General features: G+C 36.2%; 14 protein-coding genes and 2 pseudogenes. 9 read left to right on the top strand and 7 right to left on the bottom strand.

Annotation, left to right across the window (positions count from 1 at the left end; all coding sequences use genetic code 11):
* The first annotated feature begins 105 nt into the window (after positions 1-105).
* The 8 genes and pseudogenes from H7N69_RS06395 to xerH all read left to right on the top strand — a co-directional run bounded on the left by H7N69_RS06395 (position 106) and on the right by xerH (position 8,737).
* Positions 106-2,303 (top strand): annotated as a pseudogene (locus H7N69_RS06395) (SIR2 family NAD-dependent protein deacylase).
* A 220-nt stretch (positions 2,304-2,523) separates the two neighbouring features.
* Positions 2,524-3,336, top strand: a complete 813-nt coding sequence (locus H7N69_RS06390; RefSeq protein WP_000714983.1) for an outer membrane protein — start codon at positions 2,524-2,526, stop codon at positions 3,334-3,336.
* Between the two features lie 159 nt (positions 3,337-3,495).
* Positions 3,496-4,668: a pyridoxal phosphate-dependent aminotransferase gene (locus H7N69_RS06385; RefSeq protein ID WP_078247393.1), complete on the top strand. Its 1,173-nt coding sequence runs from the start codon at positions 3,496-3,498 to the stop codon at positions 4,666-4,668.
* A gap of 201 nt (positions 4,669-4,869) precedes the next feature.
* Positions 4,870-5,692 (top strand): annotated as a pseudogene (locus tag H7N69_RS07930) (hypothetical protein).
* Entirely contained in the window at positions 5,692-6,072 is a 381-nt protein-coding gene (locus H7N69_RS06370) for a hypothetical protein (RefSeq protein ID WP_001875596.1), read from the top strand. The pseudogene H7N69_RS07930 and the gene H7N69_RS06370 overlap by 1 nt, the downstream one beginning before the upstream one ends.
* A gap of 122 nt (positions 6,073-6,194) precedes the next feature.
* Positions 6,195-6,332: a hypothetical protein gene (locus H7N69_RS06365; RefSeq protein WP_001873870.1), complete on the top strand. Its 138-nt coding sequence runs from the start codon at positions 6,195-6,197 to the stop codon at positions 6,330-6,332.
* Positions 6,333-6,374: 42 nt separating this feature from the next.
* Entirely contained in the window at positions 6,375-7,652 is a 1,278-nt protein-coding gene (locus H7N69_RS06360; protein ID WP_187885151.1) for a hypothetical protein, read from the top strand.
* Between the two features lie 14 nt (positions 7,653-7,666).
* Positions 7,667-8,737, top strand: a complete 1,071-nt coding sequence (xerH, locus tag H7N69_RS06355; RefSeq protein WP_187885150.1) for a tyrosine recombinase XerH — start codon at positions 7,667-7,669, stop codon at positions 8,735-8,737.
* Between the two features lie 63 nt (positions 8,738-8,800).
* Here the strand turns inward: xerH and H7N69_RS06350 are convergent, their stop codons facing one another.
* The 7 genes from H7N69_RS06350 to glmU form a co-directional block, all read right to left on the bottom strand.
* Entirely contained in the window at positions 8,801-9,307 is a 507-nt protein-coding gene (locus H7N69_RS06350; protein WP_187885149.1) for a methylated-DNA--[protein]-cysteine S-methyltransferase, read from the bottom strand.
* A 3-nt stretch (positions 9,308-9,310) separates the two neighbouring features.
* Positions 9,311-10,078, bottom strand: a complete 768-nt coding sequence (locus H7N69_RS06345) for a sulfite exporter TauE/SafE family protein (protein ID WP_187885148.1) — start codon at positions 10,076-10,078, stop codon at positions 9,311-9,313.
* 122 nt (positions 10,079-10,200) lie between these two features.
* Positions 10,201-11,148 carry a Gfo/Idh/MocA family protein gene (locus tag H7N69_RS06340; protein WP_187885147.1) on the bottom strand — a complete coding sequence of 316 codons (948 nt, stop codon included), beginning with the start codon at positions 11,146-11,148 and terminating at the stop codon, positions 10,201-10,203.
* A 61-nt stretch (positions 11,149-11,209) separates the two neighbouring features.
* Positions 11,210-13,576 carry a ribonucleoside-diphosphate reductase subunit alpha gene (locus H7N69_RS06335; RefSeq protein ID WP_187885146.1) on the bottom strand — a complete coding sequence of 789 codons (2,367 nt, stop codon included), beginning with the start codon at positions 13,574-13,576 and terminating at the stop codon, positions 11,210-11,212.
* A gap of 171 nt (positions 13,577-13,747) precedes the next feature.
* The gene (locus H7N69_RS06330) at positions 13,748-14,230 is read right to left on the bottom strand and encodes a hypothetical protein (RefSeq protein WP_001021873.1); all 483 of its coding nucleotides are present in this window, start codon (positions 14,228-14,230) and stop codon (positions 13,748-13,750) included.
* A gap of 23 nt (positions 14,231-14,253) precedes the next feature.
* Positions 14,254-14,604 carry a hypothetical protein gene (locus tag H7N69_RS06325; protein WP_001959809.1) on the bottom strand — a complete coding sequence of 117 codons (351 nt, stop codon included), beginning with the start codon at positions 14,602-14,604 and terminating at the stop codon, positions 14,254-14,256.
* Between the two features lie 201 nt (positions 14,605-14,805).
* A complete protein-coding gene (gene glmU, locus H7N69_RS06320; protein ID WP_187885145.1) occupies positions 14,806-16,107 on the bottom strand; it encodes a bifunctional UDP-N-acetylglucosamine diphosphorylase/glucosamine-1-phosphate N-acetyltransferase GlmU in 1,302 nt (433 codons plus the stop codon).
* Positions 16,108-16,203: 96 nt separating this feature from the next.
* Here glmU and fliP point away from each other — a divergent pair, with 96 nt between their 5' ends.
* Positions 16,204-16,956: a flagellar type III secretion system pore protein FliP gene (fliP, locus tag H7N69_RS06315; RefSeq protein ID WP_001210311.1), complete on the top strand. Its 753-nt coding sequence runs from the start codon at positions 16,204-16,206 to the stop codon at positions 16,954-16,956.
* Positions 16,957-16,964: the final 8 nt, after the last annotated feature.

Below are 16,964 nucleotides of genomic sequence, written 5' to 3'. Positions count from 1 at the left end.
ATTATCTTGTCCTTGCAGAAAAATTTTACAATCAATTTGGAGAGAGTTTTTATTACCAAACTTTAAAATCTCTAATCCCTAATAAATAGTGCAAAGAAAAATGATTTGCATTTGGAGATTGTCAAATTGAATATTAAAAATTTAATCACGACAAATTGGGACAATCTGTTTGAGCAAGCAATCAATGAGGAGGGCAGATTTTTTAATATTATAAAGAGCGATAAAGATATTGGGAGCTCAACCGGCTTTGCAAAGTTTATTAAAATGCATGGAAGTTTAGATGAAAACAACATCGTATTTAAAGAGCAAGATTATCTAGAATATAGTAAGTATTTCCCTTTGATTGAAACTATATTAAAGGAGTTTTTTCAACGGATACAGTGATTTTGCTTGGCTACTCATTGAGCGATCAAAATGTAAAGCAAATTATTTCTTGGGTAAATTCTCATTCAAAAAGTGTAAAACCAATCTATTTTATTAAAACAGCTAAAGAGTTTGATAGGATTGAATTTGAATTTTACAAAAATAAAAATATTCACATTCTTTATACCCAAGAACTTTTTGAAAAAAAAGGACATTATGAGGAACTGCTAAGCTTTCTAAAAGAGATAAAAAAAGATAAACCAAAAGATATTTCTAAAAGTTACAGCGGAGTTGTTTCTTCAACTAAGCAACTAAGAAAAATGATTTTTAATTTTGATTATAACGCAATGAAAAAAAGAATTAGTGAAATATCACTAAAAAGCTCTAGCGTTCTTAACGAATTAGAAAAAGCATTTTTACTCTACCATCTTGGACAAGGTATTCAAGCTTTTGAGACATTAAAAATAAATTCCAAACAAGCCTTTCGTGAAAGAAACTATGATGTTTGGTATATTAGTTTGTATAATATGTACAATATACCGCTATTTTATGGGTATAGTGATGAAAACAATAAAAAATTAGAAAAATATCACGAAGAAAGAGTATCAATAGATCTAAATGAGAGTTTTTATGAACTCCCTTTTTATAAAAGAGAGCAGCTAAAATATCTTAGAGATATTGGCACCACACTCGATACTAACTTGATAAAAGCCTACCAACTAAAAGAAAAAGCGTTAAAGGACTTAGAAATATGGAGCAGTAGCGATAGTTCTTTTAGCTTCAATAACAATCAAAACAAAGCTGATGGAATATTCAAAAAAACCCTGTCAGAATATTTCAGTTTCCTTATTATTGATGGAAATCAAGAGAAATTTTTTGAACAAATGACTGAAATATTCTTTTCTTTTTTAGCAATATATCAGATCCAAGAAAAAAGAAGAAACAATAATGAAGCAATACCGATTACTTTAAAATCGGAACAAATTTACTGCATCTTGAAATATTTCGATAACAAAATTCTAATGCAAAAACTCAATCAATATTTTCAAAAAACAAATATTATTTTTAAAACAGAAAGAGATATTGACTTGATAGGGATTTTTAAAAATATTTCTTCTCAATTTGTTAATATTGATATGTTTGAAACTAAATTTAGCAGACTTTTTAAGAATTTTTTGGTATTAAGCGCTTGGATAGAGTTGGATCAGAATACATTTGACGCTATTATTGAAATATGCCAAGAAAAAATAGATGAAGACCTGCTATGGAATAGTTACGATTCGATGGGATATTTCATTACAAAACAATGGAATAAATTTAAAATGGAAATTAAAACAGAGATCAAGTTTTCTATTTTGGATCGCATTCTCTTTTCTTTTATTAGAAAACTGACTGAGAACTTTAGCGGGTATTTAATAATCCTAGAAAGTTCACCACGCTGTATGCAAAATTTGCTCTTTATTTTGCAACAATACAATATTGAGTATAATATTGAGCTAGATCTCATACAGCAAGCCCTAATCAATACGCTTATTAAAGAAATAATGGAACTTCCTAATGACACACAGATATTCATTTCTAATTATCTCATTTGCGATTTATTTCCCATTACGAAGAATAACGATGGTGTCAATCAAAATGTAAAAAATTTTCTGCTCAATATTTGGGAAAAGAATCAAAATAGAAAGACAATACAAGAAGATGAAAATTATTTACTTCTAACACACAACATGCACAGAGTATGCATTTTAAATAGCGAGCAATATCAAAAGATATTCTTGAAACTAAAAAATAAATACATGAATAGAGAAACAATGAAAAAGTTCAATAATGAACAACCTATTCATGAGCAACTACTTAAACAAGCAATGCAAGAAGATGCGCTTGATAGGATGCTTGCTTTGCTTAAAGATTGTGAGAATAGTTTTAAAAAAGAATAGATTATTTCCTAATACTCATTGTTTAAAACATTGGAAGTTTATTAAACTTTATTAAGAAACCCCCAAAAACAGAAAAAATCGCAGAGCCAAACCGCCAAAACCCCCTAGAAAATTTAAAATTTTAAGTTTTAGGGGTGTTTTTCTTAAGAAATTTAGGTTTTTTATAGATTATTATGTTATTATTATACGAAATGTAGACTTTTAGAAGGAAAAATGTTGTATGAAAAAGTTTGTAGTGTTTAAAACGCTCTGTTTATCGGTAGTGTTAGGTAATAGTCTTTTGGCAGCAGAAGGTAGCACAGAAGTGCAAAAGCAATTGGAAAAGCCAAAAGACTATAAAGCAGTGAAAGGCGAGAAAAACGCTTGGTATTTGGGGATTAGCTATCAAGTCGGTCAGGCTTCACAAAGCGTTAAAAACCCTCCAAAGAGCAGTGAATTTAACTATCCTAAGTTCCCTGTGGGTAAAACCGACTATCTGGCTGTTATGCAAGGCTTAGGGCTTACTGTGGGTTATAAGCAGTTTTTCGGGGAGAAGAGATGGTTTGGTGCTCGTTATTACGGCTTTATGGATTATGGGCATGCCGTGTTTGGAGCGAACGCTTTGACATCAGATAATGGTGGGGTGTGCAAACTCAATGAGCCATGTGCGACCAAAGTAGGGACTATGGGCAATCTGTCTGACATGTTCACTTATGGTGTGGGTATTGACACTTTATACAATGTCATTAATAAAGAAGATGCGAGTTTTGGTTTCTTTTTTGGGGCTCAAATCGCGGGTAACTCTTGGGGTAATACGACAGGGGCCTTTTTGGAAACTAAAAGCCCTTATAAGCACACCTCTTATAGCCTTGATCCGGCGATTTTCCAGTTCCTTTTTAATTTAGGGATTCGCACCCATATTGGCCGGCATCAAGAATTTGACTTTGGCGTGAAGATTCCTACTATCAATGTTTATTATTTTAACCATGGGAATTTGAGCTTCACTTACCGCCGTCAATACAGCCTTTATGTAGGGTATCGTTACAATTTCTGATTTAAAACGCTTGTTTTTCTCTAATTGAAGTTTTTCAATTAGAGTTTTCTCCATAGACCACCGCTTTCTTTTGAAACATTTTTGAAAGTTTTTTGAAAATTAGAATTAAAATCTTTTTAATCATGTTATGATAATCCAAAAATTTAATAAGGATTAAGCATGCCCTATTCTTCTAAAGTCCAATCCCTTTCAGAATCCGCAACGATCGCTATCAGCACGCTCGCTAAAGAATTGAGATCGCAAGGAAAAGATATTTTAAGTTTTTCAGCGGGCGAGCCTGATTTTGACACCCCGCAAGCGATCAAAGATGCGGCTGTAAAAGCCCTAAATGACGGCTTCACCAAATACACTCCAGTGGCTGGGATCCCTGAATTACTAAAAGCGATCGCTTTTAAATTGAAAAAAGAAAACAACCTGGATTATGAACCGAGTGAAATTCTGGTGAGCAATGGCGCTAAGCAAAGCTTGTTCAATGCGATTCAAGCTTTAATAGAAGAGGGCGATGAGGTGGTTATCCCTGTGCCTTTTTGGGTAACTTACCCTGAGCTTGTGAAATACAGCGGAGGAGTGAGTCAATTCATTCAAACCGATGAAAAAAGCCACTTTAAAATCACCCCAAAGCAACTTAAAGACGCCTTAAACCCCAAAACAAAAATGCTCATTCTCACCACCCCATCAAACCCTACCGGCATGCTTTATAGTAAGGCGGAGTTAGAGGCTTTAGGCGAAGTTTTGAAAGATACCAAAGTTTGGGTGCTTAGCGATGAAATTTATGAAAAGCTTGTCTATAAAGGGGAGTTTGTTTCTTGCGCGGCGGTGAGTGAAGAGATGAAAAAACGCACCATTACCATTAATGGCTTGAGCAAGTCAGTGGCGATGACAGGCTGGCGTATGGGCTATGCGGCGAGCAAGGATAAAAAATTAGTCAAATTGATGAGTAATTTGCAAAGCCAATGCACTTCCAATATCAATTCTATCACGCAAATGGCTTCTATTGTGGCACTTGAGGGATTGGTGGATAAGGAAATTGAAACGATGCGTCAGGCTTTTGAAAAGCGCTGTAATTTGGCCCACGAAAAAATCAATGCGATTGAAGGGCTAAACGCTTTAAAACCTGATGGGGCGTTTTATCTGTTTATTAATATTGGCAGTCTTTGTGGGGGGGATTCGATGCGATTTTGCCATGAGCTATTAGAAAAAGAAGGCGTGGCGTTAGTGCCTGGAAAGGCTTTTGGATTGGAAGGCTATGTTCGTTTGTCTTTTGCATGCTCAGAAGAACAGATTGAAAAGGGGATTGAACGCATCGCTCGCTTTGTCAAATCAAAGGGATAAAAAAATTGGTATTTAAAAAAAGGGGGGTTAATCTTGTTTAGGATTTTATTTTGGGATTTTGTATTGTAGTTTAGCGGCATAGCGTGGTATAATGGTTTGATTTAAAAGTTTGAAAAGTGTAGTTTTCATAACTAAAATAGATTTTAAGGAATAATAAATGACAATGAGATTTGATCATATCTATCGCATTTTAAAAACGTGATGAGGAGTGGCTACCTTTCTTCTGAACCAACAAAGCAAGATCGGATAAAATCTTTCTTAATAAATAAGCGTGAATTTATAGGGTTTATTGAAATTGTTATTGGACCTAGCGAAAGCTTGTTTTTTGTATATGAAAACGAGCCGAGTGCAACATTTAATTTAAAAAACTACTTGTTGGTGTTAGCCAATAAGTGCAAAAAGTCATGATTTTGGGAAAGAAATGGACTCTATTAGGTGTTGAACTTTCAAACTCTAATACTTTTATTCAATCTCTTTTAAAATTAGGGTCTTTTTTGCATGGAAAAACTATTGAGTCTCTTAATAATCCAACAAACTATCCGCCAATTAATTTGGTAGTTACTCCAGCTTTGGCACCTTGGAAAACAACGGTGGAGATAGAGGAGCATAGAAAAATATAACATTTGACCACTATAGGCAAAGCTCTGCACAAAACATTAAAATCAATGAAATTGCTAATGATTTAAAAAGTGGTAAGATAGTTGGCACTAAAATTATTAGTGATGCTTTATTGAGTGCTAACTATTGTTTCATGGATGATGAGAATTTACTTCCGCCATAATTGACAAGATTGAATATCATTTCCGTGATAATACATTCCATTTTATCTTTAATGTTAGCAATAACTTCTTAAGCGGAAAATCAAGATTAACTATTGAAGTGCCTAGAAATGACATTAGAAAATATTAAGTTACCTGATATGAAAGAAATATATGTTAATCAATGGTATATAAACATTTTTATAGATATGTTGAAATGTTCTATCTATGAGGGTTCTTATATTATTGAAGGGATTAAACTATAATGGAAAACACAGATAATTGGAATGAGTGTTTCATGCCTGTTGTTAGCAGTGAAAACAATAACGAATCGTTTTTTTCTAAATTAAAATTAGTAGGTAGTATTGAACTTTTAATGATATATTTAAAGAATGAAGGCTATATTGTCTCATCTAATGATAATAATTTGTCTGTTCATATAGGTTGCGAGTGTGTTAATATAGATTTTAAATTAACAGAATTTGATCGTGATGATAAAAAATGTTACAATCGTATTGTTTTTGAATTTAAATATGATTTAAATGAAGAAGACAAACAATATTTGATTGAATTTGTTCCCATAAAATACAACAATAATCTATCTTATTCCCCAAAAGAAGAAAATCAATTTAAAAAAAAGGTTTAACACCACTAATTCTTAAAGCCTTTGAGCATAACCATATAAAAGTGAAACATAGGGAAAAAGAATTAGAAATTCTATTTTTTGAAAATAAACAAGAGCTTTATAACTCTATTAATAAACCCTAAATGAAGCACCCCCTAGAAAAGTTAAAAGACCCTGTAGAAAATCTTTTACTATGGATTGGGTGCTTTTTGAGGACGACTAAAATCATTTTTTCATCATTTGGGAATGGTTTTAATTCTTGTGCTAAAATCGGCATTTAAGGATCGTTTTTGTTTTTACAAATAAATTAAAAGAGGTGTTGGATGTTATTGAATTATGATTTTTTAGAATTTGAAAATGATAAAAAAGTTAGAGTGATAGACGATAAGTTGTGTGTAAATATTTTAGATTTTTTTGGCATTGGCGATGAGAACGATAAGATTTTTCTTGGCGATGAAATCTCTAATATTAAGGACAACCCTACTGAAGCTTATGCTGCTGAAGTTTATGCAATTGAGGGTGCTAAGCTTAATAGAGTGTATGAGAAAATTAGGAGCGGACTACCTTTTGGGATTATCTCAGCGTTTAGACCTTTTAAAGGAGTTTTTACAAAGGATTTTACTGATGAAGAGCAAAAAGCGCTTATAAAAGCAGCTAAAAGCGATTCTTTAACTAGGGATTTCCTTAGAGAAAATGATGGCATCTATAGAAAACTCTGTAATTGTAAAACATTCAATAAAGCTTTTGTGGATAAATTCACAACAGATAAGAGCAAAGCGACAATGAAAGATTTCATGTCTACTCAAGGATTTATCACTAAATACAAATACTCCTATAGCGACTATGCACAAGAAACACAACGCCTAAAATCTTTTTTAGATGGAAAGCGTGATTTTCTTGGTTATATTCAAGCGATTGGTTATTGGAAAGAAGAGGTAGAAAACGATATTTTGCCTAACAAAGAAATAAGTTTTTTTGTATTTCAAAACGAGCCAAGCAAGACATTCAATTTAAGAAATTATTTGTTGTTATTGGCAAGATTGTTTGATCAAGAGGCGATCTGTTATTGTAAAAACGCTATTCATGATAAAGAAAACACTTATAAGGTAGAATTGGTGAGCACTTTATCTGGTGATTTTAGTGAGGTGTGGGCTGAGTTCTCGGATATTACATTCTCAGTGCCTAGTCAATTACCGCAATCTCTCACACACTTAAAAAATAAGGTAGCTGCATTCTTTTCAAAACAGCCTGGTGGCAATTGTGGTATGAGTTTTAAGGAAATTGATAAGGTTCAAATAAAAGCGACATGCATGCCTAATATTGTTACTGGGGCATTTGAAGATGACATAAAATTATCTATTAAGCATAGTCAGTGGCGCGGTTATCCTAAAGTTTTTGATATTGAAAAGATAGAGAGCATAGAAAGAAAAGTTATTGAAGAGAGAGAACAATATAAAATAGGTTCGGCACAGAACCTTAAAATCAATCAAATTGCTGATGATTTAAAACAAGGTGAGATAGTTAGTAATAAACTTATTGCGAACGCGCTTGTAACGCAAAAAGTGCCTAGTGATACGCCACATGATGACGATTTAGATTAATTTAAAAACCCTAAATGAAACACCCCCTAGAAGAATTAAAAGACCCTATAGAAAATCTTTTGCTATGGATTGGGCGCTTTTTGCGTTATAAATGCACAAGCCTGTCTAATTCCCAAGTGAAAGATCAAAACAAGGTTTTTGAATGCTTGAACGAATTCAATCATGCGTTCATCAATTCAAGCCAATTAGAAAAAGTTTGCAAAAAAGCCCGTAATGTTGGATTACTAGGTATCAACACTTACGCATTGCCCCTACTCAAATTTCATGAATACGCTCAAAAACTTTCTTTAAAATCGCTCAAAAATATAGATGAAGTCATGCTGGCTGAATTTTTGAGTATTTATACCGGGGGTTTGAGTTTAGCCACCAAGAAAAATTACCGGATCGCTCTGCTAGGGCTTTTTAGTTACATAGATAAGCAAAATCAAGATGAAAATGAAAAATCTTATATCTATAATATCACGCTTAAAAATATAAGTGGAGTGAGTCAAAGCGCAGGCAACAAGCTCCCTACTCATTTAAACAATGAAGAATTAGAAAAATTTTTAGAGAGCATTGATAAAATAGAAATGTCCGCTAAAGTGCGTGCACGAAACCGCCTGCTCATTAAAATTATCGTTTTTACAGGCATGCGCTCCAATGAAGCCTTGCAGCTTAAAATAAAGGATTTCACTTTAGAAAATGGCTGTTATACGATTTTAATTAAAGGCAAGGGCGATAAATACAGAGCGGTGATGCTCAAAGCTTTCCACATTGAGAGCCTTTTAAAAGAATGGCTCACAGAAAGGGAATTGTATCCTGTTAAAAACGATTTATTGTTTTGCAACCAAAAAGGCATGGCTTTAACGCAAGCTTATTTGTATAAGCAAGTGGAGCGCATCATCAATTTTGCAGGACTCAGGCGGGAGAAAAATGGGGCGCACATGTTAAGGCATTCTTTTGCGACCTTGCTCTATCAAAAACGCCATGATTTGATTTTAGTTCAAGAAGCTCTAGGGCATGCGAGCTTGAATACGAGCAGGATTTACACGCATTTTGACAAACAGCGTTTAGAAGAAGCGGCGAGCATTTGGGAAGAAAATTAAAAAACACCCCCCTACTCCCTTAAAAAAAGGATTTTTACCATAGAATAACCAAAACCCCATTTTTTAAGAAATTAAAAAATTTTTAGCTTGCTCATTTAAAATTTTGCTTTCAAATTCTAACAGCCACTTTTTGACTTCTATGCCCCCATTATACCCCCCTAAAGCGCCATTTTTACGCACCACTCTATGACAAGGCACGATCAAAGAAATAGGGTTATTATGATTAGCGTTGCCAATCGCTCTGCAAGATTTAGGGTTATTAATAAGCTTTGCGATTTCATCATAACTTTTTGTCTTGCCATAAGGGATAGTCATTAACGCAGACCAAACTTGTTTTTGAAAAAAAGTCCCTATCAAATCTAAAGGCGCATCAAATTCAAAAAGTTGTCCCAAGAAATAACGCTCTAAGGCTTGAACGCTGAGTTTTAATGGGGTATTCATAGGGGTATTATGAGAAAAATTGGCCACATCAAAATCCAATCTCAATAAATGGCTCTCATTAGCGCACAAATGCAAATACTCTAAAGGGAAACTCTTAGGGGTCTTAAAATAGTAGTGGTATAAAACCATCAATTAAAAAAAGAGTTTGTATAAAATAATCAATAACGACAAACCATACACCCCTAAAATCAAAGCTTTATGCATTTTTTCATTCAAAAGCCCTATGATCCATTTAATCCCAATGCTCACGCCCATAACAGATCCTAATCCCACAATCGCCCCTGCTAAGAGCACCTCTTTATTGATGATGTGGTGATACATTAAAGAAAAAGCTCCTGAAATAGAAGAAAACAAGATGAAAAATAACCCTAGCGCCACGCATTTTTTAGAATCATACCCTAAAAAATAATGCATCAAAGGCACCATGAGCATCCCCCCACCAATCCCTAAAGTGATGGCAAAAAACCCGGTGAGCGCGCCAATTAAAAATAATTTTAAACCTTGCAAATGATAGCGTTTAGTATTCGCTATCAAATCTTTTTTTTTGGGTTTCAAAACAAATTGGATCATAGAATACACGACTAAAAGCGCGAAAATAACCATTAAAATTTTACTGGAAACGATTTTTAAAACAAATCCGCTAAAACTCGCCCCTATCAGCCCCCCTGCCCCTATCAACAAGCCTAAAGAAAAATCAAGCGACTTTTTTTTGAAATTCAAAACAGAGCCAACAAACGATGAAAGCGCCATTTGCAAAATGGAAATCCCAATGGATTCTTCAAAAGAATGCCCGGTTGCGAGCATGATAGGGACAATGATCAGCCCCCCACCAATGCCAAAAATCCCTGATAGAATGCCAGTAAAAAGCCCTATCGCTATATATAACGCATAAATATCCATAAAAAACCCTTAAAAAGTAAGAACCCCCTAAAAAACCTCTCTAAAAGAAAATTGAAAATAACCCTATTCTAATCAAACGCTAACACCAAACCCCCTAAACAACGCCTTTAAAAGTGGTGCCTTTATTGGTCTGTTTTGTTTTTGCAACACAAAACATGCGAATCTTCATTGGGTTCGCTGACTGAAAGGTTTCTTAATTCATAAGCCAGTTTGATAGACGCCATAGCGTCATCCAAGCCAAACCCCCCTTGAGCTAAAATCTGTTTGTAGCTTTCTATATACAGGTTATCAAAGCTCTGCGTGAGATTGACTTCTTCGCCCTCTAGGATCATTTTATGATAAACTTTTTCTTTAGCCACTCCCATGTGTTCTGGATTGATGGAAAAAAACCATCTTATTTTGGCATGCTCTAAAAAGAGTATCCCACACACGCAGTCAGGCTCTTCTCTATTAATAACCTTGTCTTTAACGCCTCCAAACAAATACAATAAAGTGTCAAAAATATTCACTCCCATTTGAGTGGCTAGCCCCCCACTCCTATTCACATCCGCTCGCCATGAAGAAAAATACCATTTCCCTTGAACGCTGATATAAGTGAGCGTGATGTCAAACACCTTTTCAGGGTTTTTGTCTAATTCGCTTTTAATTTTTTCTTTTAAAGCCAGCGTGTCGCAATGCAAGCGCAAAGGCAAAAGACTGAACACCCTTTTTTGGTATTTCACCTCTAAATCTTTTAATTCCTGTATTTCGCTAGGGTCTAAAACTAAAGGTTTTTCACAAATCACATGCATGCCGTTTCTTAACCCGAAACGGATGTGATCAAAATGCGTGTGCGTGGGCGTGCAAACACTCAAATAGTTGATTTCTTTACCCATAGCCTTAGACTGCTCTAAATGCTTTTCAAAATCTTCAATATTGGTAAAAAACTCTGATTGTGGGAAATACTCATCTAAAACCCCCACGCTATCATGAACATCAAAAGAGCAATCCAAAAAATGCCCTGTATCTCTAATCGCTTGCAAGTGCTTGGGAGCGATAAACCCCCCTGAACCAATCATCGCAAAAAGCATTCATCTTCCTTAAATCATTTTGAATCTCATTTTAGCAAAGATTAGCTTATTTAAGCTTATATTATTGGCAATTAAAACACTCCACCGATCGATCCAACACGCTTTTTTCATCTATGCTAGGGCTTTCGCTGCGCAAATAATAAGTGGATTTGAGTCCTAATTTCCAAGCGAGCGTGTAGATTTCATGCAAGGTTTTACCGCTAGCGTTTTCTATGCGTAAAAACACATTAATGCTTTGGCCTTGATCGATCCACTTTTGGCGCACGGCCGCTGCTTTAATCAAATCTTTAGCGTCAATATCATAGGCTGATGTGTAAAAATTCCATGTTTCTACATTCAAATTAGGCACTACCACAGGAATGAGCCCGCTCAAATTTTCTTCAAACCATTTTTTCTTATAAATGGGCTCAATCGTTTGGGTTGTGCCTACTAAAATAGAAATGGAGCTTGTGGGAGCGATCGCCATTAAATAGCCATTACGCATGCCGTTGGCTTTGACTTTTTCCCTCAAACCTTGCCAATCGCAAGCGTGATTGAAAAGCCCTTTTTCGGTGAGCTTTAAGGCTTCATTATTGGCTTTATCAATGGGGAAAATCCCCTTACTCCATTCTGAATTTTCAAAATCCTTATAAACCCCTTTTTCTTTCGCTAGATTCGCGCTCGTGTCAATCGCATGGTAGCTGATTTGCTCCATTAAAGCGTCAATTTTTTCTAAATGCTCTTTAGACCCCCAAGCGATTTGGTGTTCTGCGAGCATTTGCGCTTCACCCATAACCCCTAACCCTATGGCTCTATTTTGTAAATTGGTAGCTTTGACTTTGCGGTTAGGGTAGAAATTCAAATCAATCACATTGTCTAAAAGCCTGATAATGATCGGCACGACCCTTTTAATATCTTCTTCAGTGTTGATCTTGCTTAAATTGATGCTCGCCAGATTGCACACCGCCGTTTGCCCGTCTTTAGCGATTTTAGTAGCGATATAGATTGGCTTGCCTTTTAGAATATCCGTGCTAGTGAGCTTGTTAGCGCATTTAGTGATATTACTATCTGTCGTTACCAACTCTTTTTCTTCAAAAAACTCTATGGTGCCATCAGTGTATTCTATTTGCATGTAGTAGTGGTTGGGTGCGGTGTTTTGAAAAATCTCCGTGCATAAATTAGACGATCGAATGATTCCTGCATGAGCGTTTGGGTTGCACCGATTGGCGTTATCTTTAAAGGCCAAGAAAGGCAAACCGGCTTCAAAATAATTCATTAAGATTTTTTTCCATAAATCTTTAGCGTTAATGTATTCTTTAATGATTTTGGGATCTTTTTCATACTCTAAATAGCGTTTTTCAAAATCCTGCCCATAAAGCTCAGTCAAATCCTTACACTCATAAGGGTCAAACAAAGTCCACATCGCGTCTTCTAAAACCCTTTTCATGAACAAATCGCACACCCAAAGAGCCGGGAATAAATCATGCGCTCTTCGCCTTTCATCGCCGCTATTTTTCCTTAAATCAATGAACTCCATCACATCAATGTGCCAAATTTCCAAATACACCGCAATCGCGCCCTTTCGTGTGCCTAATTGATCCACCGCAATCGCCACATCGTTAGCGATTTTTAAAAACGGGATCGTGCCAGCGCTCGCATTCTTATGCCCATCAATATAACTCCCAATAGAGCGCACCAAAGAAAAATCCCAGCCAATCCCCCCGCCGTATTTGGACAACAGCGCCATTTCCTTATAGCTGTCAAAAATCCCTTCAATATTATCCGGCGTGCTGCCAATATAGCATGAGCTTAATTGGTGTTTGGTGGTGCGGGCGTTCGCTAGAGTGGGGGTCGCGCACATTGCTTCAAATTTGCTCAAAACTTCATAAAATTCTAAAGCGATTTTATTGGGTTCTTGTTCGTTTTGCGCCAAAAACATCGCAATGCTCATAAACATGTGCTGGGGCAATTCAATAGGGTTGTTGTTAGCGTCTTTTAACAAATAGCGATCATACAAGGTTTTAATCCCTAAATAATTGAATTGGAAATCCCTTTCAGGCTTGATCTGGCTGTTTAAAAACTCTAAATCAAATTTTTCCTTAAAGCCCTTAAGGATGCGGCCCTTTTCTTCAGCGTTTTCAAAATACTCTTTCAAATGCCTATATCCTGTAAAACCACTCACTTTATGGTATAAATCATACAAAAAAAGCCTTGAGGCGACAAAACTCCAATTAGGCGTGTCAATATCTATCTTATCCACAGCGGTTTTAATCAAAGTTTGTTGGATTTCTTCAGTAGTGATCTTGTCTCTGAATTGCAATCTCGCATCCACTTCCAGCTCACTTTGGCTCACGCCCTCTAAATTGTCCGTAGCGTCCTTAGTGTATTTTTGGATTTTGGTAATGTCCAAAGGCTCAATGCGCCCGTTTCGTTTAACCACCGTAATCAAAATTTTTCCTTAAATTTGAATTAAATCGTTTGTTTTTTAAATTTGGAATTGTATCAATAAAAAACTTAAGAAAAAGAAAAGTTCAAGTTGGATTTGTTCTATTAATGAGAATGAGTTTTAAAGTTTTTTAATTTTTTTATACCCCCTCCATTTAATGCTATTTGAGTTAAATCACCACCCCCATTTAGCGCAAAGCTTAAGAAAACCTTGAAACCCCAAAATGACTAAACCCTCTACAAGGAGATTGCTAGGATGCCCACAATACGCCGAAATTTCATGCATAGCGATAATAAAGGGTATCGTTAAAAGCATCATATAAAAATCCCTTAGTCTTGCCCCTAACACAGCGTCATAAAACGCACCAAAAAACCTAGCCTTAAAAATGGCTTTAAAAAACTTGGGGAATCCTTGCCAAGTTTCAATAATGAAATAACCTACCGACCTGCCTTTTGGGTTGAACAAGAGATTAGACAATAAAGCCGCTATTAGACCCACTAACCACACATAATAGCTGTATTTAGGGTCAAAAAGCGGATCGCTAGCTGAACCATTTATGTCATAAAAAATCCTAGTGGTTATGGAGATACATCCTCCATAGACTAGAGCCATTGCCCATCGATATTCCAAATCGCTCAAACGCTCTTTGATATTCATACTCTCTCCTTTCTCCCCTAAAACTACCTATCATACACAAAATGACGATCATAGGTGGGTTCTCTTGGAGCTTGCGGCTCTCTATCAACGCCACGGATAAAATCTTCTACCCTATCGCCTATTTCAGCCCCAGAATATGCCCCTATTCCACCACCAATGCCTGCACCAAACACAGTACCCCACGGACCTCCAAGAGCCCCAATCATTCCACCCATTGCACCACCCATTCCAGCTCCAACACCTTCTCCTATATCTCTGCCAAGCTGACCCCTTGCCTCTATTTTAGGACCAGCTATAGCCACATTAGCCATTGCACCGCATAAAACCACTACACAACTGAATGTTCTTAATCCACTCATAACAAATCCTTTCATAAAATTGAGATTCAAAAATTGAGACTCAAGGCATGTTTGGCACACCTTGATAAGAATATTTATACCACAACCCTATTTAAAATCATTGTTACAAATCAGCTAAATATCACAAAAACCTCAATAAGCGTTTTGTTTCTACTCAAATTACAGAATTAAAGTAAATGATTATAATATTTTAGGATTTTTCATTATTGAAGCAAATTAAGGTTTCTTAAAAAACTTAAAATACCCGTTTTCAATGTTGGTTTGAGGGGCGCGTGAAAGGCTTAACGAACCGCTAGGAATGTCTTTAATGATGGTGGTGCCGCTGCCGATTAAAACATTAGAGCCGATATTTATAGGGGCGACTAGCTGGCTATCGCTCCCTATAAAGACATTTTCACCGATGATCGTTTGGTGTTTCTTTTTGCCATCGTAATTGCAAGTGATCACACCAGCCCCCACATTTGTGTTTTTCCCTATCTCACAATCCCCTAAATAGCTCAAATGCCCTGCTTTAGCGCCTTGGAGTTTGGCGTTTTTAGTCTCTACAAAATTCCCCACATGGCTATCACAAATCACGCTTTTAGGGCGTGCATGGGCAAACGGCCCCACGCTGCTATTAATGATTTGGCTCTCTTCTATCACGCTATAAGCCTTAATGCGCGCGTTTTCTATCAAGCAATTCCCACTCAAACGCACCCCTTGCTCTAAAACGCACTCCCCCTTAAAACTCACGCCTTTTTCTAAGTAAATGCTCTTTGGTAATTGCATCATCACCCCCGAGTCCATGGCGTTTTTTCGCAGTCTTTCTAGCATGATTTCTTCAGCTTTCGCTCTTTCTGTTTGGCTATTCACCCCTAAAAAACACTCTTCTTCTAAAAAAATAGAGTCAATTTTTTCGTTTTCATTGATCCCTAGAGCGATTAAATCCGTGAGGTAGTATTCTTTTTGGGCGTTTTGGTCATGGAGTTTGGGCAAGTATTTTTCTAAAAACTCCCTTTCAAAAAAATACACGCCAGCGTTCACGCTTTTAATTCCTTTTTCTTTGGCGTTAGCGTCCTTTTCTTCTACAATCTTTTTAACCTGATGGTTTTCTAAAACAACGCGCCCATAACCTTTAGGGTCAGCCAAATGCAGTAAGCCTATGGCGTTATTATGGCTTTCTAACAAGGGGGTAAGGGCGTCTTTAGTGATTAAGGGCATGTCCGCATTCAAAATCAAAACCCGCTCATGTTGAGTGAAAATAGGCGTTTTATCTTCTTGCATGATAGCCCCACCTGTCCCTGAATATTTTTCCACGATTTGAGCGTGAAAAATCACGCCCTTAAAACGCTTTGACACCACTTCTTTAATGCGTTCTTGTTGGTGGTGTAAGACAAGATGCACATCATCACTGATTAAAAAAGCCACTTCTAAAATGTAAAACAGCATAGGCTCCCCGCAAATCGTGTGTAAAGTCTTAGGCAGGCTAGAATGCATGCGAGTGCCTTTGCCAGCGGCTAGTATGATTACAGAAAGCATTAAAATCCTTCAATTTATAGGGTTATTTTAGGGAATTTTAACATGCCTTATCTTATAATTTGACCTTGTTTTTATTAAAGATTTAAGGCTAGAATTGTGCGTTTTTTCATTTTTTTAATGCTTGCTCTCATTTGCCCTTTAATATGCCCCTTAATGAGTGCGGATAGCGCTTTACCTAGCGTCAATCTCTCTTTAAACGCTCCTAGTGATCCTAAACAGCTCGTAACCACCCTTAATGTCATCGCCTTACTCACGCTTTTAGTTTTAGCCCCATCGTTGATCTTAGTGATGACGAGTTTCACCCGTTTGATCGTGGTGTTTTCTTTTTTAAGGACCGCTTTAGGCACGCAACAAACCCCTCCCACTCAAATTTTAGTCTCGCTTTCTTTGATATTGACTTTTTTCATCATGGAACCTAGCTTGAAAAAGGCTTATGATACAGGGATTAAGCCTTATATGGATAAAAAGATTTCTTACACCGAAGCGTTTGAAAAAAGCGCTTTGCCTTTCAAGGAATTCATGCTTAAAAACACACGAGAAAAGGATCTAGCGCTTTTTTTTAGGATTAGGAATTTGCCTAACCCTAAAACCCCTGATGATGTGAGCTTGAGCGTTTTAATCCCGGCGTTTATGATAAGCGAATTGAAAACAGCGTTTCAAATCGGCTTTTTACTCTACTTGCCTTTTTTGGTGATTGATATGGTTATCAGCTCTATTTTAATGGCGATGGGCATGATGATGCTCCCGCCCGTAATGATTTCTCTGCCTTTTAAAATTTTAGTGTTTATTTTAGTAGATGGGTTTAATTTATTGACCGAAAATTTAGTGGCGAGTTTTAAAATGGTTTAACATTAAAA

This window comes from Helicobacter pylori, from assembly GCF_014497725.1.
Taxonomy (GTDB): domain Bacteria; phylum Campylobacterota; class Campylobacteria; order Campylobacterales; family Helicobacteraceae; genus Helicobacter; species Helicobacter pylori_DE.
The sequence above is the reverse complement of the archived record's forward strand: the minus strand, read 5'-3'. Positions and strand labels throughout refer to the sequence as shown.